The sequence below is a fragment of the Stieleria magnilauensis genome, assembly GCA_007753675.1.
GTDB lineage: Bacteria > Planctomycetota > Planctomycetia > Pirellulales > Pirellulaceae > Stieleria > Stieleria magnilauensis.
On sequence record CP036432.1, the window covers coordinates 10,744,367 to 10,769,056 of the forward strand.

A 24,690-nucleotide genomic window follows, 5' to 3' on the forward strand; every position below is an offset into this window, starting at 1 on the left:
AAGCTGGATGCATACCAACGAAATCTTGACGAGCTTCACGCTGGCCGCAGCGCTGGGCGTGTGCCTGTTCACGGTGGCGTCCTACTTGCGGACCTCCCCGATCGTGTTGCTGCTCCTCGGCGGGATCGTGGCCGGTCCCGAGGTGTTGGGGCTGGTTCATCCCAGTGCACTCGGTGACGGACTTCGCACGATCGTCTCGCTGGCGGTCGCGATCATCCTGTTCGAAGGCGGCTTGACGCTCGACTTGCGCGGGTACCGGACCGTCAGTCAGGAGATCTGCCGCGTCCTGACGATCGGAGTGCTCGTCACCTGGATCGGAACGGCGGTCCTGTTGCGGTTGATCTTTGGATTTGACATCGCCTTCTGCGTGCTGGCGGCTAGCCTGGTGATCGTGACCGGGCCCACCGTGATCGGCCCGCTGCTGCATCGGATCCGAGTTCAACCCAAACTGCATCACATTCTTCACTGGGAGGGCGTTCTGATCGATCCGATCGGCGTGTTCCTGGCGTTATTGAGTTTCGAGTTCTATGTGAGTACCGATGGCACGCAGCAATTGGTCGTCAAAGACTTTCTGTTGCGGTTTGCCGTCGGCGTGGTATTCGGGGTCGCGTTCGGTTTCCTGATGGACTTTTTGTTGCGACGCCAATGGATCAGCAAGGGGCAAACCAACATCTTCGTTCTCGCGATGGCGATGTTGAACTTTGCCATGGCCGATGTAGCGATCAGTGAAAGCGGATTGTTGAGCGTGACGGTCGCCGGTCTGGTCCTGGGCAGCCGCAAGACGCCGCAGTTGCGTGAGATTGTCAGTTACAAGATCGAGCTGAAAGATTTTGCGATCGGGCTGTTGTTCGTGCTGCTGGCGGCCAATCTGGAATTGCGTGCGTTCGTCGAGTTCGGCTGGAATCTGATCCTCGCCGTGATCGGGATCATGCTGATCGTCAGGCCGCTGAACATCTTTCTATCGACGAGTCAGAGCATCCTGACGTTGAAAGAAAAACTGTTTCTGTGTTGGATCGCCCCCCGCGGAATTGTGGCCGCCTCGATGGCGTCGCTGTTCGCGTTGGAGTTGCGGCGTCGCGGGATTGAAAACGCGGTCTTTCTTGAATCGTTCACGTATTCCGTCATCGCCGGAACCGTCGTGGTGCAAGGCTTCACGGCGGGATCGGTCGGACGCTGGCTGGGTGTTGTCCGTCCGGTGCCGACCGGATGGATCATCGTCGGGGCGCACGCACTGGGGCGTCAGGTCGCGAGGTTTTTTGGCCGGCACGGCGTGGATGTCGTGTTGATCGACACCAACGCCCGCGAAGTCCGCGCGGCTGAGCGAGACGGATTGGTCGCCATCAACGAAGACGCGATGCAAGTGACTCCGGAGAAATACGCCGCGTTCTACCGATGTGGGAATCTGCTGGCACTGACCGCTAACGCCGATCTCAACCGGATGTTGTGTCGCCGCTGGTCTGAATTGCTGGAAGAGGCAACGTTGTTTCGATGGGAGAGGTCCGGCTATCAAACGGCGAACAACGAACACCTGTTGGTCGGCAAGCGGGTCTGGACCGAATTGCCACTAAACCATTGGATGCACCCCGACAGCGAACCGCCACCGCTGGATATCCGGCTGCGCGCGACCGATGCGTTGCCAGAACCCGAGAATGTTTTGATGACGGTCCGCAATGGCGTGGTGGTGCCCGGCGACGCTCGCGAGCTGGATGACAACGACGTCGAATGGCTGGTGTACGATCCCCGCGGGGAACAAGAAACGAGTGTCCTGCCACTCGCGCAAGAGAACGTCATTTTCTCCGCGCAAACCGATCTCCGCGAACTCTATCGCGAGATGCTGTACCACCTGCGAAATCAACTTCCCGGCATCGACCCGGAGCAGATGCTGGTCGAGATCTGGCGCCGCGAGGAGGACTACACCAGCCTGCTCGGTCATGGGATCGCGTTGCCGCACACCTGGTCCAGCGCCGTGGATCATGCGACGTTGATGGTCGCGCGTCCGCAGAATCAATTGCTCTGCCCGCTGACAGATCTGCCGATCGAAATCGTGTTCATGTTGCTCAGCCCCGCCGGCCAACCCGACGAGCACCTGGCCTGTCTCTCTTACATCGCGCGGCTGATCGGAACGGAATCACGGCGCGAACGCATTCTCGCCGCCGACAACGCCGCCGAGTTGCATCGGTTGATCGTCCGCAGCTGAGCCGTCGAGCGCTCTAGCACACTAACAGATCGGGCCGCAGCGTTAGGACGCCTGTGCGTTCAAGTCGCCACAGGCAGGCGTCGGTTGCAGCGGCGCCGCAACCGGTTCGATGAACTGACGCAGTTCGCCCCGCTGGATGGACACATTGCGGGGCGCTTCGATTCCGATCCGCACCCGACCGCCGGAAAGACTTGACACCTTGATGATGATGTCGGATCCGATTTGGATCGTTTCGCCGACCTTGCGAGAAAGAACTAACATGGGGCCATCCTTGCAAAAAAATGTGGGAGGTCGCCGAGTGCGAGGGGCACTGGGTCGAATCGGGATTTGTATCTTTGCAAATGTTGAGCCAATTTTTCTATTTTCGAGAAAGTTCATACAAACAACCCGAATTAGCGTTGTGGAGGTCCTTGTTCGCTGCCCTTGCGCGTCGCTTGCAAATGCAAGCAAACGGTGAACGAGCTGCATCCGTTTGCATGACCCGGAAAAAATTTGCCGGCTTGGCAGGTTTCTTGCCAGCGCACAGTTTCTTGCCAGCGGTCAGTGGCTTGCCAGCGGTCAGTGGCTTGCCAGCGGTCAGTGGCTTGCCAGCGGTCAGTGGCTTGCCAGCGGTCAGTGGCTTGCCAGCGGTCAGTGGCTTGCCAGCGGTCAGTGGCTTGCCAGCACACCACGATTCGGACTGCTCTTGCCGGGGGGGGAACTAGACCCTTAGGATCGCGCGGGTGGCGAGGTCGCCACGGCTGCGTCGCGCATGGCGGAGTCTGTCTCCGTCTTCACTTGGGCTAAGAGTGACTCTATATGCAACGCCCCATCGTATTTGTTCATTGTGGCAGCGGCGAGCATCTCCATCTGGCGACCCGTCAAGCCAAGCTACACAACCCGGATTCGCCGATTGTGCTGTTGGGCGATCATTCCAACCGCACGCTCAAATTCGTCGACCAGCATTACTGCGCCGCAGATTTCTTCGACGGCGCGGCCCGATTCGCCGAGCGCTACATTCACCACAGCCGCAATCGCGTCGACTGGGAACGATTCTGTTTTGAACGCTGGTTCATTCTCAACGAGTGGATGGGCAAACAGGATTGCGAGTCCGCCTGGACCTTTGATTCCGATGTGTTGGTTTACAGTGACCTGGACGAGGTCGCGGCGGAGCTCGCCGGCGACGCTCTGGCATACTGCACGGTAAGCGGTCACGCCATGTTGGTCGCAGCACGTACCGGCCTGGATGCGTTTTGTCATTTTTGTGAATCGATGTACGAACCCACTGAGCAAAAGCGGCAGCGGTTGGCGGATTACGCCGAGGCTCAGTTGAAACGGGACGGCCAGGGTGTCTCCGACATGACCGCACTGGCTTGGTTTCGCCACGAGTCTGGATTGTCGATCGGGGACTTGTCGTGCCCGATCAACGGACGTTTCTTCGACGATAATCTCTGTTTGTCCCAGGGCTACGACGCCGTCGGTCGCAAACGGATCCGTTGGCGAGACGGTCTGCCGTACGCGACCGACACCGCAACCGGGCAGTTGGTCGGAATGCACGCGATCCACTTTCAGGGAAATGCCAAGAAGCTGATGCCCGCTTACTCCAGTCGCCCCGATCTGGTCGTACTGGGCAGTTTTCTGCGTCGCAACTTGCACTCGCCCATCCGCCGAATCCGTCGCAAACTCAAAATGATTCGAGCGTCTCAGGCCGCCTAGTGCTCCGGCAACGTTTGGATAGAGGGTGCCATGTGAGGGGACCCGTAGGCCCCGCGCCAAACGGCTGATCATCGTTTGACATCAGCCGGTTCGCGCCAGCGTCCGGGCGGCGCATCAATCTCGATTTAGCGGTTTTGGTCGCGAGCCCTCCGGTCCCCAATCGTTCCCGCAACACCGGAGGGCTCGCGCCCTACCGCTAAAAAATGCTTCACAGCGTTGCCCGGACGGGGTCGCAGCGAATCAATCTGCCGGCGGAGCAGCAGTGCGCCCTTTTGAAGGAGTTGGTTGGTGAGCTGGAGCGTGCGGGCTGGCCGGGTCCGAGGGCTCTAACGTCAATTGCTTCGACACCCTTCGGGGTCGCGTCAGGCGGGGGACCGGATTTCCGGAGGTGTCGCTTCGCTCACCTCCGGCTACTGGCTTTGACCCCGTCGGGGTCATGCCGCCCACTTTGGCGTCGAAGGTGGTAGCGGAATGGCGCGAGTCGTCCGGTGGCAGTGTCGAAAACGCGGTGACAGACCGGAGGGCTCGCGCACTACCGCTAAAAACTACTTCACCGCGTTGCGAGCCAGGGTCGGGGCGTCTGTGCTGACTTCTCGACGCGGATCGCCGCGGTGACGCTATACTGCTGGATGGTTCGCACCCAGTTTTGGGGTGCACCCGACAAAAACCCAATGAGGCGTCTTGTGCAATTTCGGACTCTGCTGACGCTGGCATCCCTGGCGTTCATCGCGCCTGTCGCTCGTGCCGTCGATCGCGTCGAGCGTGGCTTGCTGGTTCGATACGACTTCAGTGAGAACGACGGGCAGACGATTGTCGATCGCAGTGGCGTCGGAAAACCGTTGAATTTGGAGATCGATCGATCCAGTCGCGTGCAACGTTCCGATGGGTCGTTGGTGGTCGAATCGTCTTCGTCGATCGCGTCCACACAACCGGCCACGAAGATCATCGATGCCGTCAAGAAGTCCAATGCGATCAGCGTCGAAGTCTGGCTGAAACCTGCCAATCGATCCCAGTCCGGCCCGGCCCGCATCGTGTCGATCTCCGCGGACACCAGCCAGCGCAATTTGACGCTGGGACAAGACAAGGATTTCTACGACATTCGGCTACGAGCGACCGGCAGTGACAACAATGGACTTCCCTCAACGAGCAGTCCCAAGCGATCCTTGCACACCAAGTTGACCCACGTCGTGTTCACCCGTGAGGCCGGCGGCAAGACGACGATTTATCTTGACGGAAAACGCGTGGCCGGCAAAACGGTCAAAGGCAACTTCCGCAACTGGGACCATCGACAGCGATTGTATCTGGCCAATGAAGCGACGAAAGACCGACCCTGGCTGGGCGAGTTGCATCTGGTGGCCGTCTACGATCGGGCGCTGTCGGACAAGGACGTGCGGCAGAATTTCGCGGCGGGAAGTCGTGCCGGGCGTGCGGCGTCCTCCGCCGGCTACGTTGCCAAAGCCGACACGCTACTGTTCGACCGACACGTCGCGCCGCTGTTTGCAAAACATTGTCTCGAATGCCATGACGCGGCGATCAAAAAGGGCGAACTGGATCTGTCCCACAAGGCGTCCGCCGTGGCCGGGGGCGAAAGCGGCAAGGTGGTTGTGCCGGGAAAAGCGTCGCAAAGTCTGCTCTGGGAATTGGTTTCCTCGGATGAGATGCCGAAGGATCGTCCACCCCTGTCACCCGAAGAAAAAGACTCGCTGCGAAACTGGATCGACTCCGGCGCGGCCTGGCCGGTCGAGGCAATTGATCCGGCGGTCTATCTGAACGAAGGCCATGCGGGTGAAGTCTGGTTGCAGCGACTGACCGTCAGCGAGTACATCGCCACGGTGCGCAGCGCGGTCGGCGTCGACATCGCAAACGAAGCCCGCCAGATCTTGCCGCCCGACTTGCGTGCCGATGGCTTCAACAACACCGCCTACAACTTGAACATCGATTTGAAGCATGTCGAAGCCTACAACAAGCTGGCCGAAATCATCGTCAGCCGGATGGACATCCTGGAGTTCGCCGGGCGGTTCTCCAAGAGTCGAAAACTTTCCACCGACGACACGATGCGCGATCACGTCGCCGCGATGGGGAAATGGTTGCTGCGTGGTCCACTGGATTCCAACGAGATCAACAAGTACAGCGGCATCGCGACGACGGTGGCTAGCGCCGGTGGCGATTTCAAAGAGGCGATCGGCTACATCGTGCAAGCCATGCTGCAATCGCCCCGGTTCGTGTACCGCATCGAATACCAACACGGCGACGGCAGTTCGCGGCTGGTCGATGACTATGAACTCGCGTCCCGGATGAGCTACATCCTGTGGGGAGCGCCGCCGGACGAGGACTTGCTGCGTGCGGCCGAGAAGGGCGAATTGACGGACCGAACCGTGGTCGAAGCCCATGTCAAACGCATGCTCAAAGATCCGCGTACGATCGTGCGTTCCGAGGAGTTTGTTTCACAGTGGTTGAACCTGGGACGCTTGGCCAACTTGCGCCCCAATGCCAAGAGGTTTCCGAACTGGAATGCACAGCTCGCTGCGGACATGCAACAGGAAACACTCGCCTATTTCAAAGAGGTGGTGTGGACCCAGAACCGGCCGCTCTCGGATTTGTTGAACACACAAGTCACCTTCGCAACCCCAGCGCTAGCGCGGCACTACGGACTCCAACCGACGGACAAGAGCACTGACAGCAAGCCCGCTCGATACGATCTGACGAAGGTCCCCAGTCGCGGCGGCTTGCTGACTCAGGCGAGCGTGTTGACGATCGGCGGTGATGAAGCGTCCATGGTCGCGCGCGGTTTGTTTGTGTTGAACGATTTGCTTCGCGGCACGATCAACGCACCTCCGCCTTGCGTCAACACCGTTCCACCGCCGACCAAGACGGGTCTGACCCAACGAGGGATCGCGGAAACTCGCATCGCGGACAACAAGTGCGGTGTTTGCCACACCCGTTTCGAACCGCTGGCGTTCGGGTTGGAAAAATTCGACGGCATCGGTGCGTACCACGACAAAGACGAGCATGGCAACACGCTGCGCGACGACGGCGAAGTGCTGTTTCCAGGCACGGCGAAACCGGTGGCGTATCAGACATCGAAGGAATTGATGGATCTGCTGGCGACCAGCGAGCGGGTGCAGCAAAGCTTGACCTGGAAGATGACCCAGTTCGCGCTCGGCAGACCGCTGGTCGCCGAAGATGCTGCGACTGTCGACAAGATTCACAAAACGGCACAACAAGCCGGCGGAACCTACTCCGACTTGATCACCGCGATTGTCATGAGCGATCTGGTTCAGCGGGCCAGAACCGAAGCGACCGAGTAGAAACCAAACAGATTAATTCTGGGAGTATAGGCTGATGCACAGGAAACGAATCGACCGCCGCACCATGCTCAAGGGCGTCGCGGTCAAAGGCGCCGGGGCGGTCGCGATCGGGTTGCCGTTGTTGGAGGAGATGACGCTGACGAAGGCGATGGCGGCCGAGCAGGTGGATGTTCCGGTGCGGGCGTTCAATGTGTTCTTCGGACTCGGCATCCCGGCCCCGCTGCAGAAAGAAGGTTTCGACGGAGTGCTGGAGCCACTGAAACCGTTGAGCAAGAAATTGCTGATCATGCGCGGCGTCGATCAGTTGCGTGCCGACGAGAAAGGCATCAACGCGCACTACGACGGCGCGACCGCGGCGTTCACCGCCGAACCGCCCGATGGTGAAGCGAAGGCGGGTGGCGCGTCGATCGATCAAGTGATCCGTCGCAACCACTATCGCGACGGCATGCCGGCCGGCATGGTGCCCACGCTGGTCGCCGGAACGTTCTTTCGCCGCAGCCGGATTGGTCGGTACGTTCACAGTTACAACGCCGACGGGACGGTTGCCGCGACGATGCAGGAAAAACCGCGTGACCTGTTCGAGCGCGTGTTCGGAACCATCGGCGCGGCCGACGAGGATCCCGACAAACGCCGCGCTCGATTGAAACGGAGCGTGCTGGATACGGTCGTCGACCAGTACAAGTTCTACACCGGCGCGAACTCTCCGCTGGGTTCTACTTCCAAGGCACGTATCGCTGAGCATCTGGACCGGATTCGTGAATTCGAACAGCGGGCGTATGCGATGAAGGGCAAAGTCGCCGGCGCGCCTCCGTTGCCGCCGCAGTCGCAGTTGCTGCACGGCGGGTCGGCCGATCCGGGCGGCGAAGGCATCGATATCACGCTGGAGGAATTGTCGTCGGAATGGCGTCTGATGGCCGATCTGTACGCCTTGGCCATCCAAACCGATCGCACCCGCTTCGGCGCGTTGACCTTTTTAGCCGCCGGCGAACGCATTCGTCTGAAAGGCGACTACGAATACGACGGCCGCAAGGTCTTTCAATTCGACGACGAAGGACAACACAAGAAATCCGGTTCGGCGGGCTGTAGCCACGAGTGGTGGCATCAGTTCAATGAGAACAAGAAGAACGAAGCGCTGCGCGCCCACGCGCACCTGAAAATGCGCGAGGTCGCCTACTTCCTCAGCCGACTCGATACCGAGGATTCGGTGGACGCCAATGGCAAGACGATTCTGGAAAACTCACTGATCACGATTTCCACCGAGTCCGGCGACGGGCGTCACAACGATGTCAAACGCGAACTGTCGGGCGTGTTCCATGCGATCAGCGGAGCCGGGGGGCGTTTCAAAACCGGCCAAATCCTGGACGTCGGTGCCGAGGGTGTCGACGTCTACAACACGATGCTGACCGCGATGGGCTGCAAGGATCTCCTTGGCCCCCAGAAACGCGACGCGAGAGCCGTGGATGCGATTCGCGCATAGTGCTCTGTGCAGATCTGAATGGTGCAGATCTGAATTGAGGGTTGCGTTTGACAAGCGAACCAAGGTCGGGCTGTAAACTTGCCGGAGTGCTTCGTCAAGATTGAATGTGGCCAGAGCATTCGTGTCTTGTCGCGTGATTCGAGGTTGAAACCGGCGCTAGGGCATGGCAGCGTGGGTTCAACCGCGATAGCCGGTTGACCGGCTTGACTGATCGGTCGCCGCCCGGTCTGTTGCTCGATGTCTGCGGCGAGTGTGTAGCCGCAACAGAACGCACGCCTCAACCCACTGGCCGGCCCCAACCCATCGACCGGCCCCGTTCGGCTCGTCCACGAGATGATGACGGCCAATCAAAGGGACCCGTATGACTGACGAGTGCCAGCCAAACCCCGTGTTCTCTCTCCAGGATCGCGCCGCGGGCGTCTTGTTGCACGTCACGTCGCTGCCGTCACGTTACGGCATCGGCGACCTGGGGCCGCAGTCGCGGATTTGGATCGACTGGCTTCACGACGCCGGGCAATCCTGTTGGCAAGTCTTGCCGCTGGGACCGATCGGGTGTGGTTACTCCCCGTATTCGTCGCTGTCGTCGTTCGCCGGAAACTGGCTGATGATCAGTCCCGACGATCTGGTCGCCGAGGGTCTGTTGCAGGCTGACGAGCTGGCCGACGAGTCCCATTCGGCCGCGAGCGACTCGGAAACCTCCGTCGACTACGATTCCGTCATCGCGTTCAAGCAGCGGTTGCTGACGACGGTCTGGACCAACTTTCGCGGCGGCGCCGGCGACGCCGAGTTGCGACCGGCTTACGAGCAATTCTGTCTGGCTGCGTCGCACTGGCTGGACGATTTCGCGATGTTCTGTGCGCTGCGCGATCGGCACGGCGAACACTACCTGCAATGGTCGCGCGAACTGGTCCATCGTGACGCCGACGCGTTGGCCCAAGCCGGCCGCGATCTGGCGGACGAAATCGATCAGGTTCGATTCAGCCAATTCCTGGTGTTCCGTCAGATCGCCCGATTGAAAGCCTATGCCCATGCCAAGGGTGTGCGGTTGATCGGCGACCTGCCGTTCTTTGTGTCGGCTGATTCGAGCGACGTGTGGGCCAATCCGGAAATGTTCTTGCTGGACGAGGAGCGTCGACCGCTTTTCGTCGCCGGAGTCCCGCCGGATTACTTCAGCGCCGATGGCCAGCTGTGGGGAAACCCGGTCTATGACTGGGCGGCGCTACAAGCCACCGGTTACCGCTGGTACATCCAACGCATCCGAGCGTTGTTGACTCAAGTGGATCTGGTTCGCCTGGATCATTTCCGCGGATTCGCAGCTGCCTGGCACGTGCCCGCCGGCGCGGAGACGGCACTCAGCGGTGAGTGGGAGCTTGGTCCGGGTGCCGATTTCTTTTGCGCCCTGCAAACGGATCTGGGGGCACTTCCGTTTCTCGCCGAGGATTTGGGGTTGATCACGCCGGACGTCAACGAGCTGCGTGACCAGTTTGATCTACCGGGAACACGTGTGTTGCAGTTCGCGTTTGACGGCACGCCGGACAATCCCTATCTGCCAGAAAACCACGTGCCCAACACCGTGGTGTACACCGGCACGCACGACAACAACACGACGCGGGGTTGGTTCGAATCGCTCACCGAGGAGGAGCAGGAAACGGTTTGCAGCGTCCTGAAGATACCCGGTCTGGACGGTGAAGCCGCTGCCGCCGAACTGCTGCGTCTGACCTGGTCGTCGACGGCGAACCTGGCGATCGCTCCGCTGCAGGATCTGTTGGGCTTGGGCGCGGAAGCTCGCATGAACGTGCCGGGAACGACGCAGGGGAATTGGAGCTGGCGCGCGACCCCATCGATGCTGTCCGCGACGGCCTGCCAGCGGTTGCGGGATTTGACGGAAGCCTGCGATCGATTGCGTTGACGGTGTGTCCGCTGTCGGCGACCCTTGGCGGTCCGCAGGCGCGGTTCACTATTATGCGATTGGGAAGCGAGCGCGTGCATCGTGTGAACGTGCTGCGTGCCGTCAGATCACCGATCCGCCAAGTAAGCCTGGAACACCGACAGCATGAACGCACTTCTACCGCGCGACCAGCACAACGAACAACTTGAAGCGAACGTTCATCCGCCGACCTGGATCAATCCGGCACCCGAGGCTCCTTATCACTTGGTCGTCATTGGTGCCGGGACCGCCGGTCTGGTGACCGCCGCCGGAGCCGCGGGTTTGGGTGCCCGCGTGGCACTGATCGAACGCGACCTGATGGGCGGCGATTGTTTGAACGTCGGTTGCGTTCCATCCAAGGGCGTGATCAGTTCGGCGCGGATTGCCGCCACGGTGAAGCAGGCCTCGAACTATGGCGTCGACGTGCCCGGTGGAGCAGAAGTGGATTTTGCGGGAGTGATGCAGCGGATGCGTCGACTGCGCGCCGGCATCAGCCGTAACGATGCGGCGGACCGTTTTCGCGATCTTGGAGTGGATGTCTATTTCGGACAAGCCAGTTTCGTCGACTCCGAAACCATCGACGTCGCCGGCACCAAGCTGCAGTACAAGCGGGCGGTCATCGCGACCGGTGCCAGAGCCGCGGCGCCGCCGATCGACGGACTCGATCAAATCGACTACCTGACCAACGAGTCGGTGTTCTCGCTGACCGAGCTTCCGCGACGATTGGGAATCATCGGTGCCGGCCCGATCGGATGCGAGATGGCGCAATCATTCGCCCAGCTGGGGTCGGAGGTGCTGTTGGTCGAATCCGAGCATGGCATCCTGACCAAAGAAGATCGTGACGCGGCCGAGATCGTTCAACAAGCGATGCTGCGTGACGGGGTAAAACTGTTGTGTTGTGGTCGTCAGTTAAAGCTCCGGCAAGATGAAACAATCCGGTTGACGGTCGATTCGCACGACCAGCACTACGACGAGCCGATCGATCAGTTGCTGGTCGCCGTCGGTCGCGCACCGAACGTGGAGCATTTGAACCTGGACGCGGTCGGTGTTGATTTTGATTCCAAAGGCGTCCGCGTGAACGATCGGCTACAGACGACCCATCCGAGGATCTACGCCGCGGGCGATGTGTGTTCGAAGTATCAATTCACGCACGCGGCCGATTTCATGGCCCGGATCGTGATCCAGAATGCCTTGTTTGCCGTCGGGCCGTTTGGCAAAAAGAAGGCCAGCGACTTGGTCATTCCGTGGGCCACTTACACGTCACCTGAAATCGCCCATGTCGGCCTGTACGGGCACGACGCCGAGCAAGCGGGAATCGAAATCGACACCTACGTCCAGCACTTCAGTGACGTCGATCGCGCGATCCTGGAAGGCGAAGAAGAAGGTTTTGTGAAAGTCCATACCAAGAAAGGCACAGGTCAAATTGTCGGGGCAACCATTGTCGCCAAGAACGCGGGCGACATGATCTCCGAGATCACGTTGGCGATGGTCAATGAAGTGGGACTGGGAAAGATCGCCAGTGTCATCCACCCTTATCCGACTCAAGCGGAAGCGATTCGCAAGTTGGGCGATCAATACAATCGAACGCGATTGACCCCGACCAGCAAAACGGTGTTGGGCTTGTTGCGACGGTGGAACGTCGGACAGTAGCACACGCCCGGCCGGCGAACCGTGAATCGCAACCAGCGATTAGCGTGCACACTGAGATGGCGAACAAGGTGACGAACGCGAGCAGCAGACGGATGGAGAAACGCTGGGGATCCGCTTCGGGGTGAAATTACGCGGCGCGGGCCGTGGTCGTTTGGCGTTGGGGGAAATCGTTTCGAGATTCACAGACGAGCCATTGCATCGGGCCGCCGCGGCGTTCGCCGATCACTTGGGCTTGCCGTGGTTCGCTCAAGTTGGCCAACTCGGGAAGCGACCAATGTTGGGGACGTTGGTCGTCCAACACCGCATCGATCACGGTCACGTGATGCGTGCTGGCAAACTGATCGTACAATCGTTCGCAGATCCCCGCTCGAAACATCTCGTGCGTTTCGATGATGAAGTCGGAATCGGCGAAGGCTTCCGCCGCATGATCGTTGACCAACAAGTCCGCTTCGCCGCCTTCGATGTCACAGATCACCAAGCCGCGTTTTCCATACAGGTCGCCGAACATGCACTCGGCTTGGATTGCCACGCGATCGGCCACACCGTTGGCGGCGGCCATCTCGGCGATCGCGGCACGGGCTTCGCGTTGCAATTCATAGGCGATTACTTTCGCGTCCGTCCAACGCAGCGCACAACCGATCGCATAGTACCCTTCGGCGCCGCCGACATCGACGATCACCGGGTAGTCTTTACTGAGCAAGCGTTCGAGAATCGGTTGCAATTCGGCTTCGTAGGTTCCCAACAACTTCGGTGCGAGCGTGCTGCCGTGTGAATAGGCTTCGGGATAACACAGTCCGGCAAACGGGCCGCGTCGAACCGTCATTTCACTGGCAAATTGCATCACCATTTCACGGTCGCGTGTTTGGAGCATCGCGCGTCGCGATTGCCGCTCGGCTTCCGCCCGTTGACGACGCTGCTGACGCAACCCGCGACGGTGGTTTCGATAAGCCGCGATTGGACCGCGTTGGTACCAGCGACGTTTCTTTTGCGGACGATCGGGAAGTTCGAATCCGGCATCGCGAACGACTTCCGCGACCGCCCAAAACTCATCGGCATAGGGATGCGGACGCGATGTCTGCCAAGGTTTCAGACCCTGGCCGGTGAAATGAATGATGTGCGGATCCGTCGTCGGCAGCGGCAACGACGAGGGACCGGCAAAGAAGCGGTGCGTGACGTTGTATTCCGGTGCCAATCGGGTCCAGCCGTCGGCAAACTGCACGGCCAAGATATCCTGGTCGGGATAGACCCAGCGATCGGGATCTTTCATCACCCTGTCCAACATCGTTTCGCTGGTCCGGTTGCTGCGCCACGTGGACAGGTCGATCGCCAACACGCCGCTGTTGAGGTAGGCCGAATCGCGCGACAAACCGAGTCGCTGGACGGCCGGGTGGGCTTCGGGAACGGCGGCCAATCCGGACTGCCCCAAGTCGAGCTGGAAGAGTTCGTCCAGCGGCCGGCGCACCAGCGTGTCCCCGTCCAAGTAGAGCACGCGATCGATGTCGGCCGGCAGAATCTGGGGCAGAGCGAGACGAAACAGGACAGAGACGTCCCAGCTGGAATGTTCGGCGAACTGGCGGGGAAAGTCGTCGCCGACGCGATGGAAGTCCACCGATGCACCCTTCGCGTTGATCAATCGTCGCATCTTGGCTTGATCGATGTCGTCTAGATCGCCGTCATGCACGATGTGAAACGCACTGGGTGGAAACACACTGGGCTGTGTCTGAGACTCGATGACCGACAGCATGCTCACCAAGGCGAACGGGATGTAGTCACGGTTGATCGTGTAAACAAACCGGAGCGATTCGCTTGGGGTCCGCTGGCAATCCATTGGCGGGCTTTGTGTCGGGGTGATGGGGTGTGGGTGGGTTGCGGATAACAAATGCGCCCAGCGGGCGGCAAGATCACTTCAAATTTGCTTTCAAGAAGGCCCACAAGTCGGCGTACTGGTCAATCTGCTTGCTGACCGGCGTGCCCGCCCCGTGTCCGGCTCGGGTTTCGATGCGGATCAACGTGGGATGATCACAACCCTGGGCGGCTTGCAGTGCCGCGGCGAACTTGAAACTGTGACCGGGGACGACGCGGTCGTCACGATCGGCGGTGGTGATCAACGTTGCCGGATAACAGGTGCCCGGTTTCAGATTGTGGAGCGGTGAATAAGACAACAGGTTTTCGATCTGGTCCGCCTCGTCGCTGCTGCCATACTCGGTGACCCAGGCCCATCCGATCGTGAACTTGTGGTAACGGAGCATGTCCAGCACGCCGACGGCCGGCAAGCAGGCACCGAACAAGTCTGGCCGCTGAGTCATCACGGCGCCGACCAGTAAACCGCCGTTGCTGCCGCCGCGAATCCCCAATCGACTGCTGGTCGTGTATCCGGCGTCGATCAAATGTTCGGCCGAGGCGATGAAATCATCGAAGACGTTTTGCTTGTTCAGCCGCATGCCCGATTCGTGCCACTCGCGTCCGTATTCTCCGCCGCCGCGCAGGTTCGCCACCGCGTAGATGCCTCCGGCGTCGACCCAAGCCGCATTGGCCGGCGAGAACAGGGGCGTCAGCGACACGTTGAAACCGCCGTAGGCGTACAGCAGCGTCTGATTGGTTCCGTCCAGTTTGCTGTCTTTGCGGCGGGTGATGATGATTGGAATCTTCGTGCCGTCTTTACTTTCGCAGAACACCTGCTCGGTGATGAACGCATCCAGGTCCATGTCGATTTCGCTTTGCCGCCACAGCGACGTCGCTTTGTCGGGCGACGATTCGGTCAAGTCGACTCGATAGATCGCCCCCGGTGTGACGTAATTGGTGAAGCGAAAGAACGTTTCGGTGGCGTCTTGGCGACCGCCGAACCCGCTGACGGTTCCGACACCGGGCAGATCAAAATCGCCGATCGGTGATCCGTCGACCCCGTACCGGCTGACGTGGCTGCGTGCATCGCGGAGGGCATCGACGTAAAACGTTTCGCCGAACAAGCTCACCGATTCGATCACGTCACTCGACTCGCCGATCACCTGTTTCCAGTGCTCGCGTTCCGGCGACGTGACATCGACGGCGATCACGCGTCGCCGCGGGGCCTGGTGATCGGTCAAGAAGTACATCGTGTCACCGACCGAGGCGATGAAATCGTATTCGAAGTCGAACCCGGTGATCAGCGGGGTGACTTCTGAATCCGGATCGCGGAGATCTTTGACGAAGATTTGCGCTTTCGGCTCGCTGCCTTTCCAGTTTTGGATCACCAGGTATCGCCCGTCATCGGTGACGACGGGAGAGAAACCCCATTTGGGATGATCGGGCCGCTGCAGGATCAACGGGTCTTCGCTCTGGTCGGTCCCCAGGCGATGAAAGTGCAATCGTTGGTTTTCGTTCGTGCCGGTCAGTTCGGATCCGGCATTGGGTTCGTCGTAACGGGCGTAGAAGAAACCGCTGTTGTCGGGCAACCAGGCGACCGAGCTGAACTTGACCCAATCGATCACATCGTCCAGGTCGTTGCCGGTCGCGACATCACGGACTTTCCAGGTCCGCCAATCGCTGCCCCCGTCGGCCAATCCATACGCGACCAGGGATCCGTCACGGGTGATCACCGTTCCCGCCAGCGCGACCGTGCCGTCGTCACTGAGTTTGTTCGGATCGATCAACACCTGGCGTTCAGCCGAGAGCGAATCGGCCTTGTAGAGAACGCTTTGGTTTTGCAGCCCGTCGTTGTGGGAATAGAAGTAGCGATCGCCGCGACGACGGGGAATGGTGTAGCGTTCGTAGTTCCACAATTTCTCCAGCCGTTGCCGCATCGCTTCGCGTTGCGGCAGCGATTTCAGGTACGCCTGCGTGACTTCGTTTTGTGCCGTGACCCAGGCTTCGGTTTCCGCACTCTCGGTGTCTTCGAGCCAGCGATAGGGATCGGCCACCTCGATGCCGTGATAGGAATCGCGGACATCGGACTGTTGGGTGACGGGGTATTTCAGCGTGGTGGGTGTGACTTGTGCGTTCAAAGTGGAAACAGCAACTAACAGCAAGGTGATGGACGTGATCGCTCGCGTGGGATGATTCATGGCGGTGGATGGCCCGAGTGGAGTGGCGTGGCGATGTAAAGTTTTTCACGGGGGGTGTCGGACTACTTCATTACCGGTCGCGACTTGCCTATTCTAACGGTTTTGGCAAGCACGCTAATGGGAGCGAATCGGGGTGGAAGCGGCTTGGAGGCGACGATTGCTGCGGGGACGATTGCTGCTGCGCCAGCGGTTGGAGCGGGACGTGTTCGAGCCCCGCGGGCGCGTGGTGTCGAGCCTTCATCGGTTTCCGTTTGTCGTCGCCAGCTTCTTTGCAACGCTCGGTGTGATCTGCGATGCGTGGTGGTACGAAACGTTCTGGACCAGCGTGACACGTTGGTTGTTGATCGGCGTGGTCGCGGGGTTGCTGCCGGAACTGGTTCATCGTGTGTTCCGACCGTCGCGGCCCGGTGTCAAGGGTTTGGCGAGAGTGATCACCTGGGCCTGCAACGCGGTTTTGTGGACGAGCTGCTTTGGAACCTTGCACGCGTGGAGCGAAGCTTCGTTTCGCAGCGCGTCGATCCTTCCCTTGGTCGATCAATCCGCGCAGCCGATCGTCGTTCGGGGAATGTTGGATCGAACGGTCTCGTTGCGGCGAAACCCCGTTTCCTTTGGCCGCCGCGGCGCGGACGAATCTCCCTGGCAAAGTCAACTGACCGTCGACCTGCAGCAGCGGCGTGTCGAAGACGGGTTTGAGGCCACTGACGGCAAGGTGTTGGTTTACGTTGACGGGGACTTGAGCCAGTTGCGGCCCGGCGACCGGATGGAGATTTATGGATGGTTGCATCCGTTTGAAGGTCCGACCAATCCCGGTGAACCGGATCTTCGACCTGCCTATCGACGACGTGGGCTTCATGCTCGAATCGAGACCAAGAACGCCGGAGCGATCACGCTGTTGGAAACCTCGTCCAATCCGATCGCGTCGGCGGTCGCATCGATCGCGACGCGGGGCCGTGAGTCGTTACTCAGCCACACAGACGATCAAACTGGACCGCTGGCGGTCGCCCTGGTGATCGGGCAGCGGGAATTCGTGGATCCAAAAACACGTGACGCCTTGTTGGCGACCGGCACGGCCCATTTGCTTTCGGTCAGCGGCATGCACCTGGCGATCCTGGTGCTGGTGGCGACTTGGATCGTTTCGGCGGTGGGGCTGCAACCGGTCAGTCGCTTTGTGGTGATCGTGGCGATCAGTGCGTTGTACGTCGCCGTGACTGGCGGCAGGCCTCCGGTGATGCGCGCGGCGATCCTGATTTCAATGTTGCTGTTATCGACCTGTGTCCGGCGGACCTCCCAACCGCTCAACACCTTGGGCGTGGCAGCGATGGTGTTGATCGTGGTGAATCCGATGAACGTCTTTTCGGTCGGGGTTCATCTGTCGTTCTTGGCGGTGATCACGTTGATGTTGGCCGGTCGACCGATCGCGCCGGGATCGATGCGTTCGGAATTGGAGTTACAGCGTGAGGCCGGGTTTCAATCGATGGTCGACGCGTCATCGAGTTCCTGGGTGCGAAATCTGAAAACGGTGGCGCGGTTCTTTGCACAGATGGCTTGGTTGAGCGGATGTGTGACGGCCGTCAGTTTGCCGTTGGTGTGGTCGCAATTCCATTTGGTCTCGTTGGTCAGCGTGTTGACCAACGTGTTGGTTTGGGTGGGGTTGATGGTGGCGTTACCGGCGGGCGTGTTGACGGTGATCGTCGATCCGGTTCATACGTGGTTGGGTGCGGTCCCCGGAACGGTTTGTCACCTCGCACTGCGTTACATGTGGTGGGTCATCGAGTGGACGGCGGGTTGGCCGCGCGGGCATGCCTGGTTGCCGTCGCCGCCGGGGATCGGTGTGGCGTTGTTTTACGTCGTGATGGCGGCATCGTTGATCTGGCGATCGCGTCGGGCGAGATGGTTTCGTTGCGGCTGGGTGCTGGTTTGGGGCGTGGTGATGTTTTGGGTTTCGACGCGGGTGGCGGCGCTGCCGCCGAACACGTTAGAAGCCACGTTCATCGATGTGGGGCACGGAACGAGTGTGATCGTGAGGACGCCCGAGGGAAAGATTTGGTTGTACGATTGCGGCCGGATGGGCAACCGTTTGGGCACCAGCCGCGACATCGACACGGCGCTTTGGTCGCTGGGCGTGACGAGATTGGATGGCGTGTTTCTGTCCCATGCCGACGCGGATCATTACAACGCGTTGCCGGCGATCCTGGATCGGTTTTCGGTGGACGTCTTGATCACGCCGCCGGGGATGCTCGAGGGCCGCGACGCGGCGCTGGCGGACGTCCGCTCGGCGGTGCGGCGACACCGGATCGCGGTGCGCGAAGTTTCCGCCGACGTTCGGGACGCATGGGTCGACCGAACGGGCATGTCGGTGTTGCATCCTCCGCGGGCGGGGATCGCCGGCAGTGACAACGCGAACAGTTTGGTGTTGCGGATCGATCATGGCGGTAGGGCGTTGATTTTGCCGGGTGATTTGGAGCCACCGGGAACCGAGCCGCTAGTTTCACGTCCCCGGCCGCCGGCGGGCGGTGTCTTGATGGCGCCGCACCATGGCAGTTTGTCGATGGACGCGGACGTGGTGTTGGCCTGGGCTCGTCCGCGGCAAACGATCGTCAGCGGCAGCCGTCGGGCGGCGCGGACCGAGGTGGAAGCGATGTTGTCGGTGACCGGAAGCGGCGTTCACATCACGGCCCGCGAGGGTGCCATTCGGGTGCGACTGAATGGCTCCGGTCAGCTGGACATCCGCAAGTGGCTGGTCAGCCCCTGGTAACGCCGGCCAATCGCACGGTGTCCCCGCTAGATCCTGGTGAACCCGAGGCATCCAGTGCTGCCGAGGGATCCTTCGGTCGGCGGTTGACACTGGCCATTTTCACGGCGATGTGTACCATGACAGGCTGAGTCGTTGTATTGTCGGGACCGCTTTTGGAGCCACTTCGCCCGTGTTGGGAATCCTTCACCAGATTTCTATCACCTGTTTTTTCACCAGTTACTTGGTGGCGTTGCTGCTGGAGCTGACACGATTTTTCGGTCAATTCCGCTTTCGGATGCCGGCGGTGCTGACGATGATGGGTCTGGGGTTGTTCACCCATGTCAGTTACCTGTTCTTGCGGGCGATCGATCTGCCGGTCGAAGACGGCCGCGGGTTGCTATCCAGCTGGGCGGAATGGTCACTGTTGTTGGCCCTGGGACTGGCGATTTGTTTTTTCATCGCCTACGTCCGCCGCAGCGACACGATCATCAGTTTCTTTTTTCTGCCGCTGATTTTGTTGACGATCGGGCTGGGGATCTGGGTCGGCGGATGGGAGCGTTTTTCGCGGACTGAAACGGCCAACGCGTGGCGCTCGATCCACGGGGTGGCGATGATGGTCGGCACCGGTGCGGTGCTGGTCGGTTTTCTGGCCGGCGTGATGTATCTGGTGCAATCTTGGCGACTGAAACACAAACGCGCCGGGTCGCGGATGTTTCGGTTGCCGACGCTGGAGACGCTGGATCGGGCCAACCGGCGGACGCTGCTGATCAGCACCGCTGCGGTGGCGATCGGGGTCGTGGCCGGGGCGATCATGAATTTGAACCAGAACGAACAATTCAACTGGACCGACAGCGGCATCTTGCTGTCGCTGGTGCTGTTCCTGTGGTTATTGGCCGCCACGGCGATCGAGTATCTCTATTCGCCGGCCAGCCGGGGGCGGAAAGCGTTTTACATGACCTTGGCCAGTCTGGGCTTTCTGGTCCTGGCACTCGTCGGCGTCATCCTCAGTTCCCACGGGGTGAGCTGATGAAGCTGCAGATGATTGGCTGTAGCCATCATGACGCGGCCGTCGAATTTCGCGAACGGGTCGCGTTTTCCGGCAATCAAATCGATTCGGCCTTGAATGAATTTCGCCGGCGTTATCCCAAAGGCGAACTGGTGCTGTTGAGCACCTGCAATCGGACCGAGCTGTACACGACGACCGACGAAGAGTTCGAACTGGACCGCGAAGCCGTCGTCCGTTTTCTCGCCGAGCAACATCAACTGCCCACCGACGAAGTGGTCGAGCAGATGATTTATCGCAGCGGGAACGACGCGGTCGAGCACCTGTTCACGGTGGCGTCGAGTTTGGACAGCATGGTGATCGGCGAATCGCAAATCCTCTCGCAAGTCAAACAGGCTTACGATTTAGCCTGCCAATCGGGGTCGGCCGGACCGCTCACCCACGCGGTGTTTCAAGCGGCCAACCACGCGGCCAAACGGGTGCAAACCGAAACGGAAATCCACCGCCGACGGGTGAGTGTGCCCAGCGTGGCGGTGGGCGAAGTGGTTCCCGAGGTGTTCGATTCGCTGGTCGGCAAGCGGGTGCTGATTTGCGGTGCCGGCGAGATGGGTGAAGAGACGCTGCGTTACCTGATCCAAGCCGGAGCCGACGACATCGTGGTGCTGAACCGCTCGCTGGGACGTGCCAAGACGCTGGCCGAGACGTTCTCGATTCGGTATGCCCCCTGGGAGACCTTGCTCGATCAAGTCGTCCAAGCCGACTTGTTGGTCGGCACGACGGCGGCCACCGAACCGATTCTGACCTACGAGCAATACGACAAGCTTCGCCCGCAGCGACGTGACCGCGTGCTGCTGGTGTTGGACCTGGCCGTCCCACGCGATTTCGACCCCGCACTGGACGATTTTCCCAACCTGTACCTGTACCAGATCGACGATTTGCAGGCGGCCTGTCAGCGAAATCGGCACGAGCGGGAGAAGGAATGGCCCAAGGCGCAGCGGATCATCACCGAGGAAACGCAGCGGCTATTGGTCGATTTGAATCATCGTGCGACCGGCCCGGTGATCAAACGGTTGCGGGAGCACGCACAGCAGATCAAGCGGGACGAGCTGGAGCGATTGTTGCCCAAATTGCGTGCGTTGGGTGGCGAGCCGGCGATGCAGAAAGAGATCGAAAAATCGCTCGATCGTTTGATCAACAAACTACTGCATCCACCACTGTCGTCGTTGAAAGAGGATGCCGCCGAGGGGCATCAAAAGGGATTGGTCAAAGCCCTGCGAGAGTTGTTCCGGCTGGGAGACTGAGCGTCACCGCTCAATCCCACTCCTCGTCGTCGTCGTCGTCTCCGCCCTCTTCCCAATCGTCGTCGTCCTCGTCGTCGTCCCAGTCATCGGCTTCGTCGTCATCGAAGTCGTCGGCGTCTTCTTCTTCGTCATCGGCGAAGTCATCGTCGTCGTCGTCTTCGTCGTCGACTTCCTCCCAGTCATCGTCTTCTTCGTCGTCGTCGTCATCATCATCATCATCGTCGTCGTCATCCTCGTCGTCGAGTTCGTCCCAGTCATCGTCCTCGTCGTCGAAGTCATGGTCGCCTTCGTACAGATCGTCTTCTTCATCTTCGATCACGGCGAGCGGGCCGCTCATACCAGCGAGCAGGCCATCGAAATCTGCGAGCGGGCCATCGATGACCGGATCGACCGAGAACAGCAGCGACAGATCATCGGCGTGATGACTTGTCGGTGACACTGCACTTGTCGGTGACACTGGGAATGACGCGTAACGGTTGGTTGGGGTGACCGATGCGAAAGCAACAAGGCTCACGACTGACTCCTTCGTAGATGTCGAAACTGCTTAGGTCGAGTGTTCTGGATCAATTGATTCTGGGTCAAATTCTTCATCTTCTTGTAACGGTTCCCAGTTGATCGGCGGCAGCGCGTCGCCGGAGGGAAGTCCAAAAAGTTGTAAAAATTGCTTTGTTGTATCGTAAAGGTAGGGACGTCCGAGCTCTTCGCTTCGCCCGGAGATTCGAATTAAATCGCGTTCCATCAGCTGCCGCAACAACTCACCACAGGCCACACCGCGAATTGCTTCGATATCGGCGCGTGAAACTGGACCGCGATACGCGACAACGGCCAGCGTCTCCATCATCGGCGATGATAACCGAACCGCTGAAGGTAAATGTCCCAGTCGGGCCAACCAAGGGGCATAAGCGGCGCGGGTTAACATTCGAAAACCCCCGGCCACCTGCTCGATCCGTATCGATCGCCCCAGGTTGTCGTAGATTTGATTCAGGCGGCGGACAAGTGTACGAGTCTCGGTACCATCCGCCAAGTGAGCCAATTGGGCCAGTTTGCGACTGGTCAACGGTGTTTTGGCGAGCAACAAAACGGCTTCCAACCGCATCCGGCGAATCGTGGGGTCACCCTCGTCGGCCGGGTCGTCGTCGCTTCGTTCCCCCGGCGGCCTGGATGGCGGCGTTGGTGAAGTCGGCAAAAGCACCGCGTAGGGGCGTCGCACCGCCTTGGCCGGCCCCGGATAGGCTGGCAGCGAGCCGGTGTGGGGGCGACCGTCGCCGCCGCCTGCGGAGACCTTTCGCAGTGAATGGTGGAGGGACGTGGGTCGAGACATGGCATAAAATGGCGGATGCGGTACTTTGATGGTTTGCCCAAACATCCCCAATGGTTGGCATCGTGTCCACGTCGGTCTCTTCATCCCCTTCGCCCCGCCCTTCGAGCCGTGCTCGCCGGGGCTCCCGTCGCTCGCTGATTATCGTGTGCACGATTCTCAGCCTATTCTTGGTCGGCGCCGTCGTCGCGATCAAGGGCAATGTTTCGGGTACCGAATTTGCGCCCAGCCACTTCCAGACGCGTGATTTCGCGTTCTACGAGATCCCGTTTTTCCACATCCAGATCACCCCCATCACCCGGAAAAACACGACCGGAGCCGTCCAGCGGCAGCTTCGGGCCAAGGGTTGGATCACCGTTCCGAGGGGAAAAAAGCCGACCCAGTGGCACCTGGTCAGTCTCAGTCGTGGCCCCACGGCGACTCCCGCCGTCGCCGGTCTGCTGTCCGATCAAATGCAGATTCAAGATTCGGGCAACCCGTTTTGGGTCGGCTGGAACAACGACCACCCCAATCGGGCATCCGTCCTTTGGCCGACCGTCCAGCAGCTCGCCGAGCGGGAACTGTATGTGCTGATTCCCGAACTGTTCCAGTTGGCCCGCACCTTGCCAGGCAAGGACAACGCCGCCGAGATGACCGCGGCGATCGATCGCTGGCTGGTCGGCCAATACGTGGGCTTGGTAAAGGACCTTCGCGATGCCGACCGCGGTGTGTTAGCCGACGAATTGTTGGCCGAAGCGATCCGCGATTATCCCTCCTCCCCAGAACTGGCTGACCTTCGCAGCAGCGGCGGGTGAATGATTTATCTTGATAACAACGCGACCACGGCGATCGACCCGCAAGTCGCCGAAGTGATCGCCGCTGAATTCCAGCGTGGCCCGGCCAATCCGTCCAGCCAACATGCCATCGGACGTTCCAGCAGCGATCGGCTGGACGACGCCATCCTGCGGATCGGGGCGTGTTTGGGAAGCGATCTGTCGCTGCCCGGCGGAGCGCGGCTGATCACCACCAGCGGCGGCACCGAGTCCAACAACTTGGCTTTGGCCGGTCTGGCCACACCCGATTCGCCGCTGATCGTCAGCAGCATCGAGCACGCCAGCGTGATCGCGTTTGCCGAGCAGGCGAAGAAGTCAGGTCGCCAGGTGCATGTTCTGCCGGTCACGCCCAATGGCGTCGTCCGCATCGACGCCTTGCAGCAGACCCTCGCCACGCTGGACGCCGACCAGGCCGTCGTGTCGGTGATGTCGGCCAACAATGAGACCGGCGTGGTCCAGCCGATCGCCGAGGTTGCCGAGGTCTGTCGCCAGGCAGGTGCATTGTTGCACGTCGACGCAACCCAATCGATCGGCAAACTCCCCGCCACCGTCAACGAGATCCCCGCCGCCGCGATCACCGTCACCCCGCACAAGTTCCACGGTCCGGCGGGTGTGGGAGCCCTGTGGATCGATGCCGGAATCAAGCTCCGACCCCTGCTGTTCGGTGGGGAGCAACAGCTCGTCACCCGGCCAGGCACCGAGCCGGTCGCGCTGATTTTGGGGATGGCCAAAGCGCTCGAAATCGCTGTGGAAAAACAGTCGGCGGTGTGTCAGCAGATGGTCAGTCGACGCGATCAGTTCGAAGCGACGTTGCGTCGCGAGTGCGCCGGGTTGCTGATCCACGGGGAGAACGAAAAGCGTTTGCCAGGAACGAGTTGCGTTTCCTTTGCCGGGACCGATCGGCAGTCGATGCTGATGGCATTGGACTTCGCCGGGGTGGCCTGCAGCAGCGGATCGGCCTGCAGCAGCGGAAGCAGCCCTCCGAGCCACGTTTTGCTGGCGATGGGGTGCCCCGATTGGGCGGTGGAGAGTGCGATCCGGTTCAGCCTGTGTCGGTTTTCCACCGATGAAGAAATCGCCGATGCAGCCGATCGTATCTGCCGTGTTTACAATAGGTTAAGATCTTAAGACTTTGTGGAAAACTAAGTGGAAAACTGACTTGAAAAAGTCTCGTTTGGGGTAAAATAGGGGTGGACGTGAACTCGATACCGCCATCCGATTTGTTCCC

Annotated in this window: 16 protein-coding genes; 11 read left to right on the top strand and 5 right to left on the bottom strand. The window is 60.2% G+C overall.

Annotated elements, in window-relative coordinates; genetic code table 11:
- The first annotated feature begins 7 nt into the window (after positions 1-7).
- Positions 8-2,197, top strand: coding sequence for a cation:proton antiporter domain-containing protein (locus TBK1r_RS37980; protein WP_145221802.1), 2,190 nt, complete (start codon positions 8-10; stop codon positions 2,195-2,197).
- A gap of 42 nt (positions 2,198-2,239) precedes the next feature.
- Here TBK1r_RS37980 and csrA read toward each other — a convergent pair whose 3' ends face one another.
- A complete protein-coding gene (csrA, locus tag TBK1r_RS37985; protein ID WP_145221804.1) occupies positions 2,240-2,458 on the bottom strand; it encodes a carbon storage regulator CsrA in 219 nt (72 codons plus the stop codon).
- Positions 2,459-2,995: 537 nt separating this feature from the next.
- Here csrA and TBK1r_RS37990 point away from each other — a divergent pair.
- From TBK1r_RS37990 to TBK1r_RS38010, 5 genes are all read left to right on the top strand, one after another.
- The gene (locus tag TBK1r_RS37990; protein ID WP_145221807.1) at positions 2,996-3,892 is read left to right on the top strand and encodes a hypothetical protein; all 897 of its coding nucleotides are present in this window, start codon (positions 2,996-2,998) and stop codon (positions 3,890-3,892) included.
- Between the two features lie 683 nt (positions 3,893-4,575).
- Positions 4,576-7,200 (top strand): DUF1592 domain-containing protein, encoded by a 2,625-nt coding sequence (locus TBK1r_RS37995; protein WP_419580793.1) that lies wholly within the window; start codon positions 4,576-4,578, stop codon positions 7,198-7,200.
- Between the two features lie 34 nt (positions 7,201-7,234).
- A complete protein-coding gene (locus tag TBK1r_RS38000) occupies positions 7,235-8,677 on the top strand; it encodes a DUF1552 domain-containing protein (protein ID WP_145221813.1) in 1,443 nt (480 codons plus the stop codon).
- 361 nt (positions 8,678-9,038) lie between these two features.
- Positions 9,039-10,586, top strand: a complete 1,548-nt coding sequence (gene malQ, locus TBK1r_RS38005; protein WP_145221816.1) for a 4-alpha-glucanotransferase — start codon at positions 9,039-9,041, stop codon at positions 10,584-10,586.
- A gap of 144 nt (positions 10,587-10,730) precedes the next feature.
- Positions 10,731-12,254 carry a mercuric reductase gene (locus tag TBK1r_RS38010; protein WP_145221819.1) on the top strand — a complete coding sequence of 508 codons (1,524 nt, stop codon included), beginning with the start codon at positions 10,731-10,733 and terminating at the stop codon, positions 12,252-12,254.
- A gap of 127 nt (positions 12,255-12,381) precedes the next feature.
- Here TBK1r_RS38010 and TBK1r_RS38015 read toward each other — a convergent pair whose 3' ends face one another.
- Together TBK1r_RS38015 and TBK1r_RS38020 are read right to left on the bottom strand one after the other, a co-directional pair.
- Positions 12,382-14,082 carry a glycosyltransferase family 8 protein gene (locus TBK1r_RS38015; RefSeq protein ID WP_145221822.1) on the bottom strand — a complete coding sequence of 567 codons (1,701 nt, stop codon included), beginning with the start codon at positions 14,080-14,082 and terminating at the stop codon, positions 12,382-12,384.
- A 73-nt stretch (positions 14,083-14,155) separates the two neighbouring features.
- The gene (locus TBK1r_RS38020; RefSeq protein WP_145221825.1) at positions 14,156-16,294 is read right to left on the bottom strand and encodes a prolyl oligopeptidase family serine peptidase; all 2,139 of its coding nucleotides are present in this window, start codon (positions 16,292-16,294) and stop codon (positions 14,156-14,158) included.
- Positions 16,295-16,427: 133 nt separating this feature from the next.
- Here TBK1r_RS38020 and TBK1r_RS38025 point away from each other — a divergent pair, with 133 nt between their 5' ends.
- From TBK1r_RS38025 to hemA, 3 genes are all read left to right on the top strand, one after another.
- Complete coding sequence (locus TBK1r_RS38025) at positions 16,428-19,049, top strand: ComEC/Rec2 family competence protein (RefSeq protein WP_145221828.1); 2,622 nt, start codon at positions 16,428-16,430, stop codon at positions 19,047-19,049.
- Between the two features lie 169 nt (positions 19,050-19,218).
- Positions 19,219-20,055 carry a cytochrome c biogenesis protein CcsA gene (ccsA, locus tag TBK1r_RS38030; RefSeq protein WP_145221831.1) on the top strand — a complete coding sequence of 279 codons (837 nt, stop codon included), beginning with the start codon at positions 19,219-19,221 and terminating at the stop codon, positions 20,053-20,055.
- A complete protein-coding gene (gene hemA / locus TBK1r_RS38035; protein WP_145221834.1) occupies positions 20,055-21,332 on the top strand; it encodes a glutamyl-tRNA reductase in 1,278 nt (425 codons plus the stop codon). Before ccsA ends, hemA begins: the two co-directional genes overlap by 1 nt.
- A gap of 10 nt (positions 21,333-21,342) precedes the next feature.
- Here hemA and TBK1r_RS39415 read toward each other — a convergent pair whose 3' ends face one another.
- On the bottom strand, positions 21,343-21,771 hold the full coding sequence (locus tag TBK1r_RS39415; RefSeq protein WP_419580794.1) for a hypothetical protein: 429 nt from the start codon (positions 21,769-21,771) through the stop codon (positions 21,343-21,345).
- Between the two features lie 105 nt (positions 21,772-21,876).
- Entirely contained in the window at positions 21,877-22,653 is a 777-nt protein-coding gene (scpB, locus tag TBK1r_RS38045; protein WP_419580795.1) for an SMC-Scp complex subunit ScpB, read from the bottom strand.
- Between the two features lie 143 nt (positions 22,654-22,796).
- Between scpB and TBK1r_RS38050 the strand changes: the two genes are divergently transcribed.
- Positions 22,797-23,444 carry a hypothetical protein gene (locus tag TBK1r_RS38050; RefSeq protein ID WP_145221837.1) on the top strand — a complete coding sequence of 216 codons (648 nt, stop codon included), beginning with the start codon at positions 22,797-22,799 and terminating at the stop codon, positions 23,442-23,444.
- Complete coding sequence (locus tag TBK1r_RS38055) at positions 23,445-24,590, top strand: cysteine desulfurase family protein (protein WP_145221840.1); 1,146 nt, start codon at positions 23,445-23,447, stop codon at positions 24,588-24,590.
- The last annotated feature ends 100 nt before the right edge of the window (positions 24,591-24,690 follow it).

Excerpts from the sequence above, each read along its gene's own strand:
- TBK1r_RS38015 (WP_145221822.1), bottom strand. The coding sequence starts at position 14,082 with ATGGATTGCCAGCGGACCCCAAGCGAATCGCTCCGGTTTGTTTACACG.
- hemA (WP_145221834.1), top strand. The coding sequence starts at position 20,055 with ATGAAGCTGCAGATGATTGGCTGTAGCCATCATGACGCGGCCGTCGAA.
- malQ (WP_145221816.1), top strand. The coding sequence starts at position 9,039 with ATGACTGACGAGTGCCAGCCAAACCCCGTGTTCTCTCTCCAGGATCGC.
- TBK1r_RS38020 (WP_145221825.1), bottom strand. The coding sequence starts at position 16,294 with ATGAATCATCCCACGCGAGCGATCACGTCCATCACCTTGCTGTTAGTT.
- scpB (WP_419580795.1), bottom strand. The coding sequence starts at position 22,653 with ATGTCTCGACCCACGTCCCTCCACCATTCACTGCGAAAGGTCTCCGCA.
- TBK1r_RS37990 (WP_145221807.1), top strand. The coding sequence starts at position 2,996 with ATGCAACGCCCCATCGTATTTGTTCATTGTGGCAGCGGCGAGCATCTC.
- TBK1r_RS38055 (WP_145221840.1), top strand. The coding sequence starts at position 23,445 with ATGATTTATCTTGATAACAACGCGACCACGGCGATCGACCCGCAAGTC.
- TBK1r_RS37980 (WP_145221802.1), top strand. The coding sequence starts at position 8 with ATGCATACCAACGAAATCTTGACGAGCTTCACGCTGGCCGCAGCGCTG.
- TBK1r_RS38010 (WP_145221819.1), top strand. The coding sequence starts at position 10,731 with ATGAACGCACTTCTACCGCGCGACCAGCACAACGAACAACTTGAAGCG.
- csrA (WP_145221804.1), bottom strand. The coding sequence starts at position 2,458 with ATGTTAGTTCTTTCTCGCAAGGTCGGCGAAACGATCCAAATCGGATCC.
- TBK1r_RS38000 (WP_145221813.1), top strand. The coding sequence starts at position 7,235 with ATGCACAGGAAACGAATCGACCGCCGCACCATGCTCAAGGGCGTCGCG.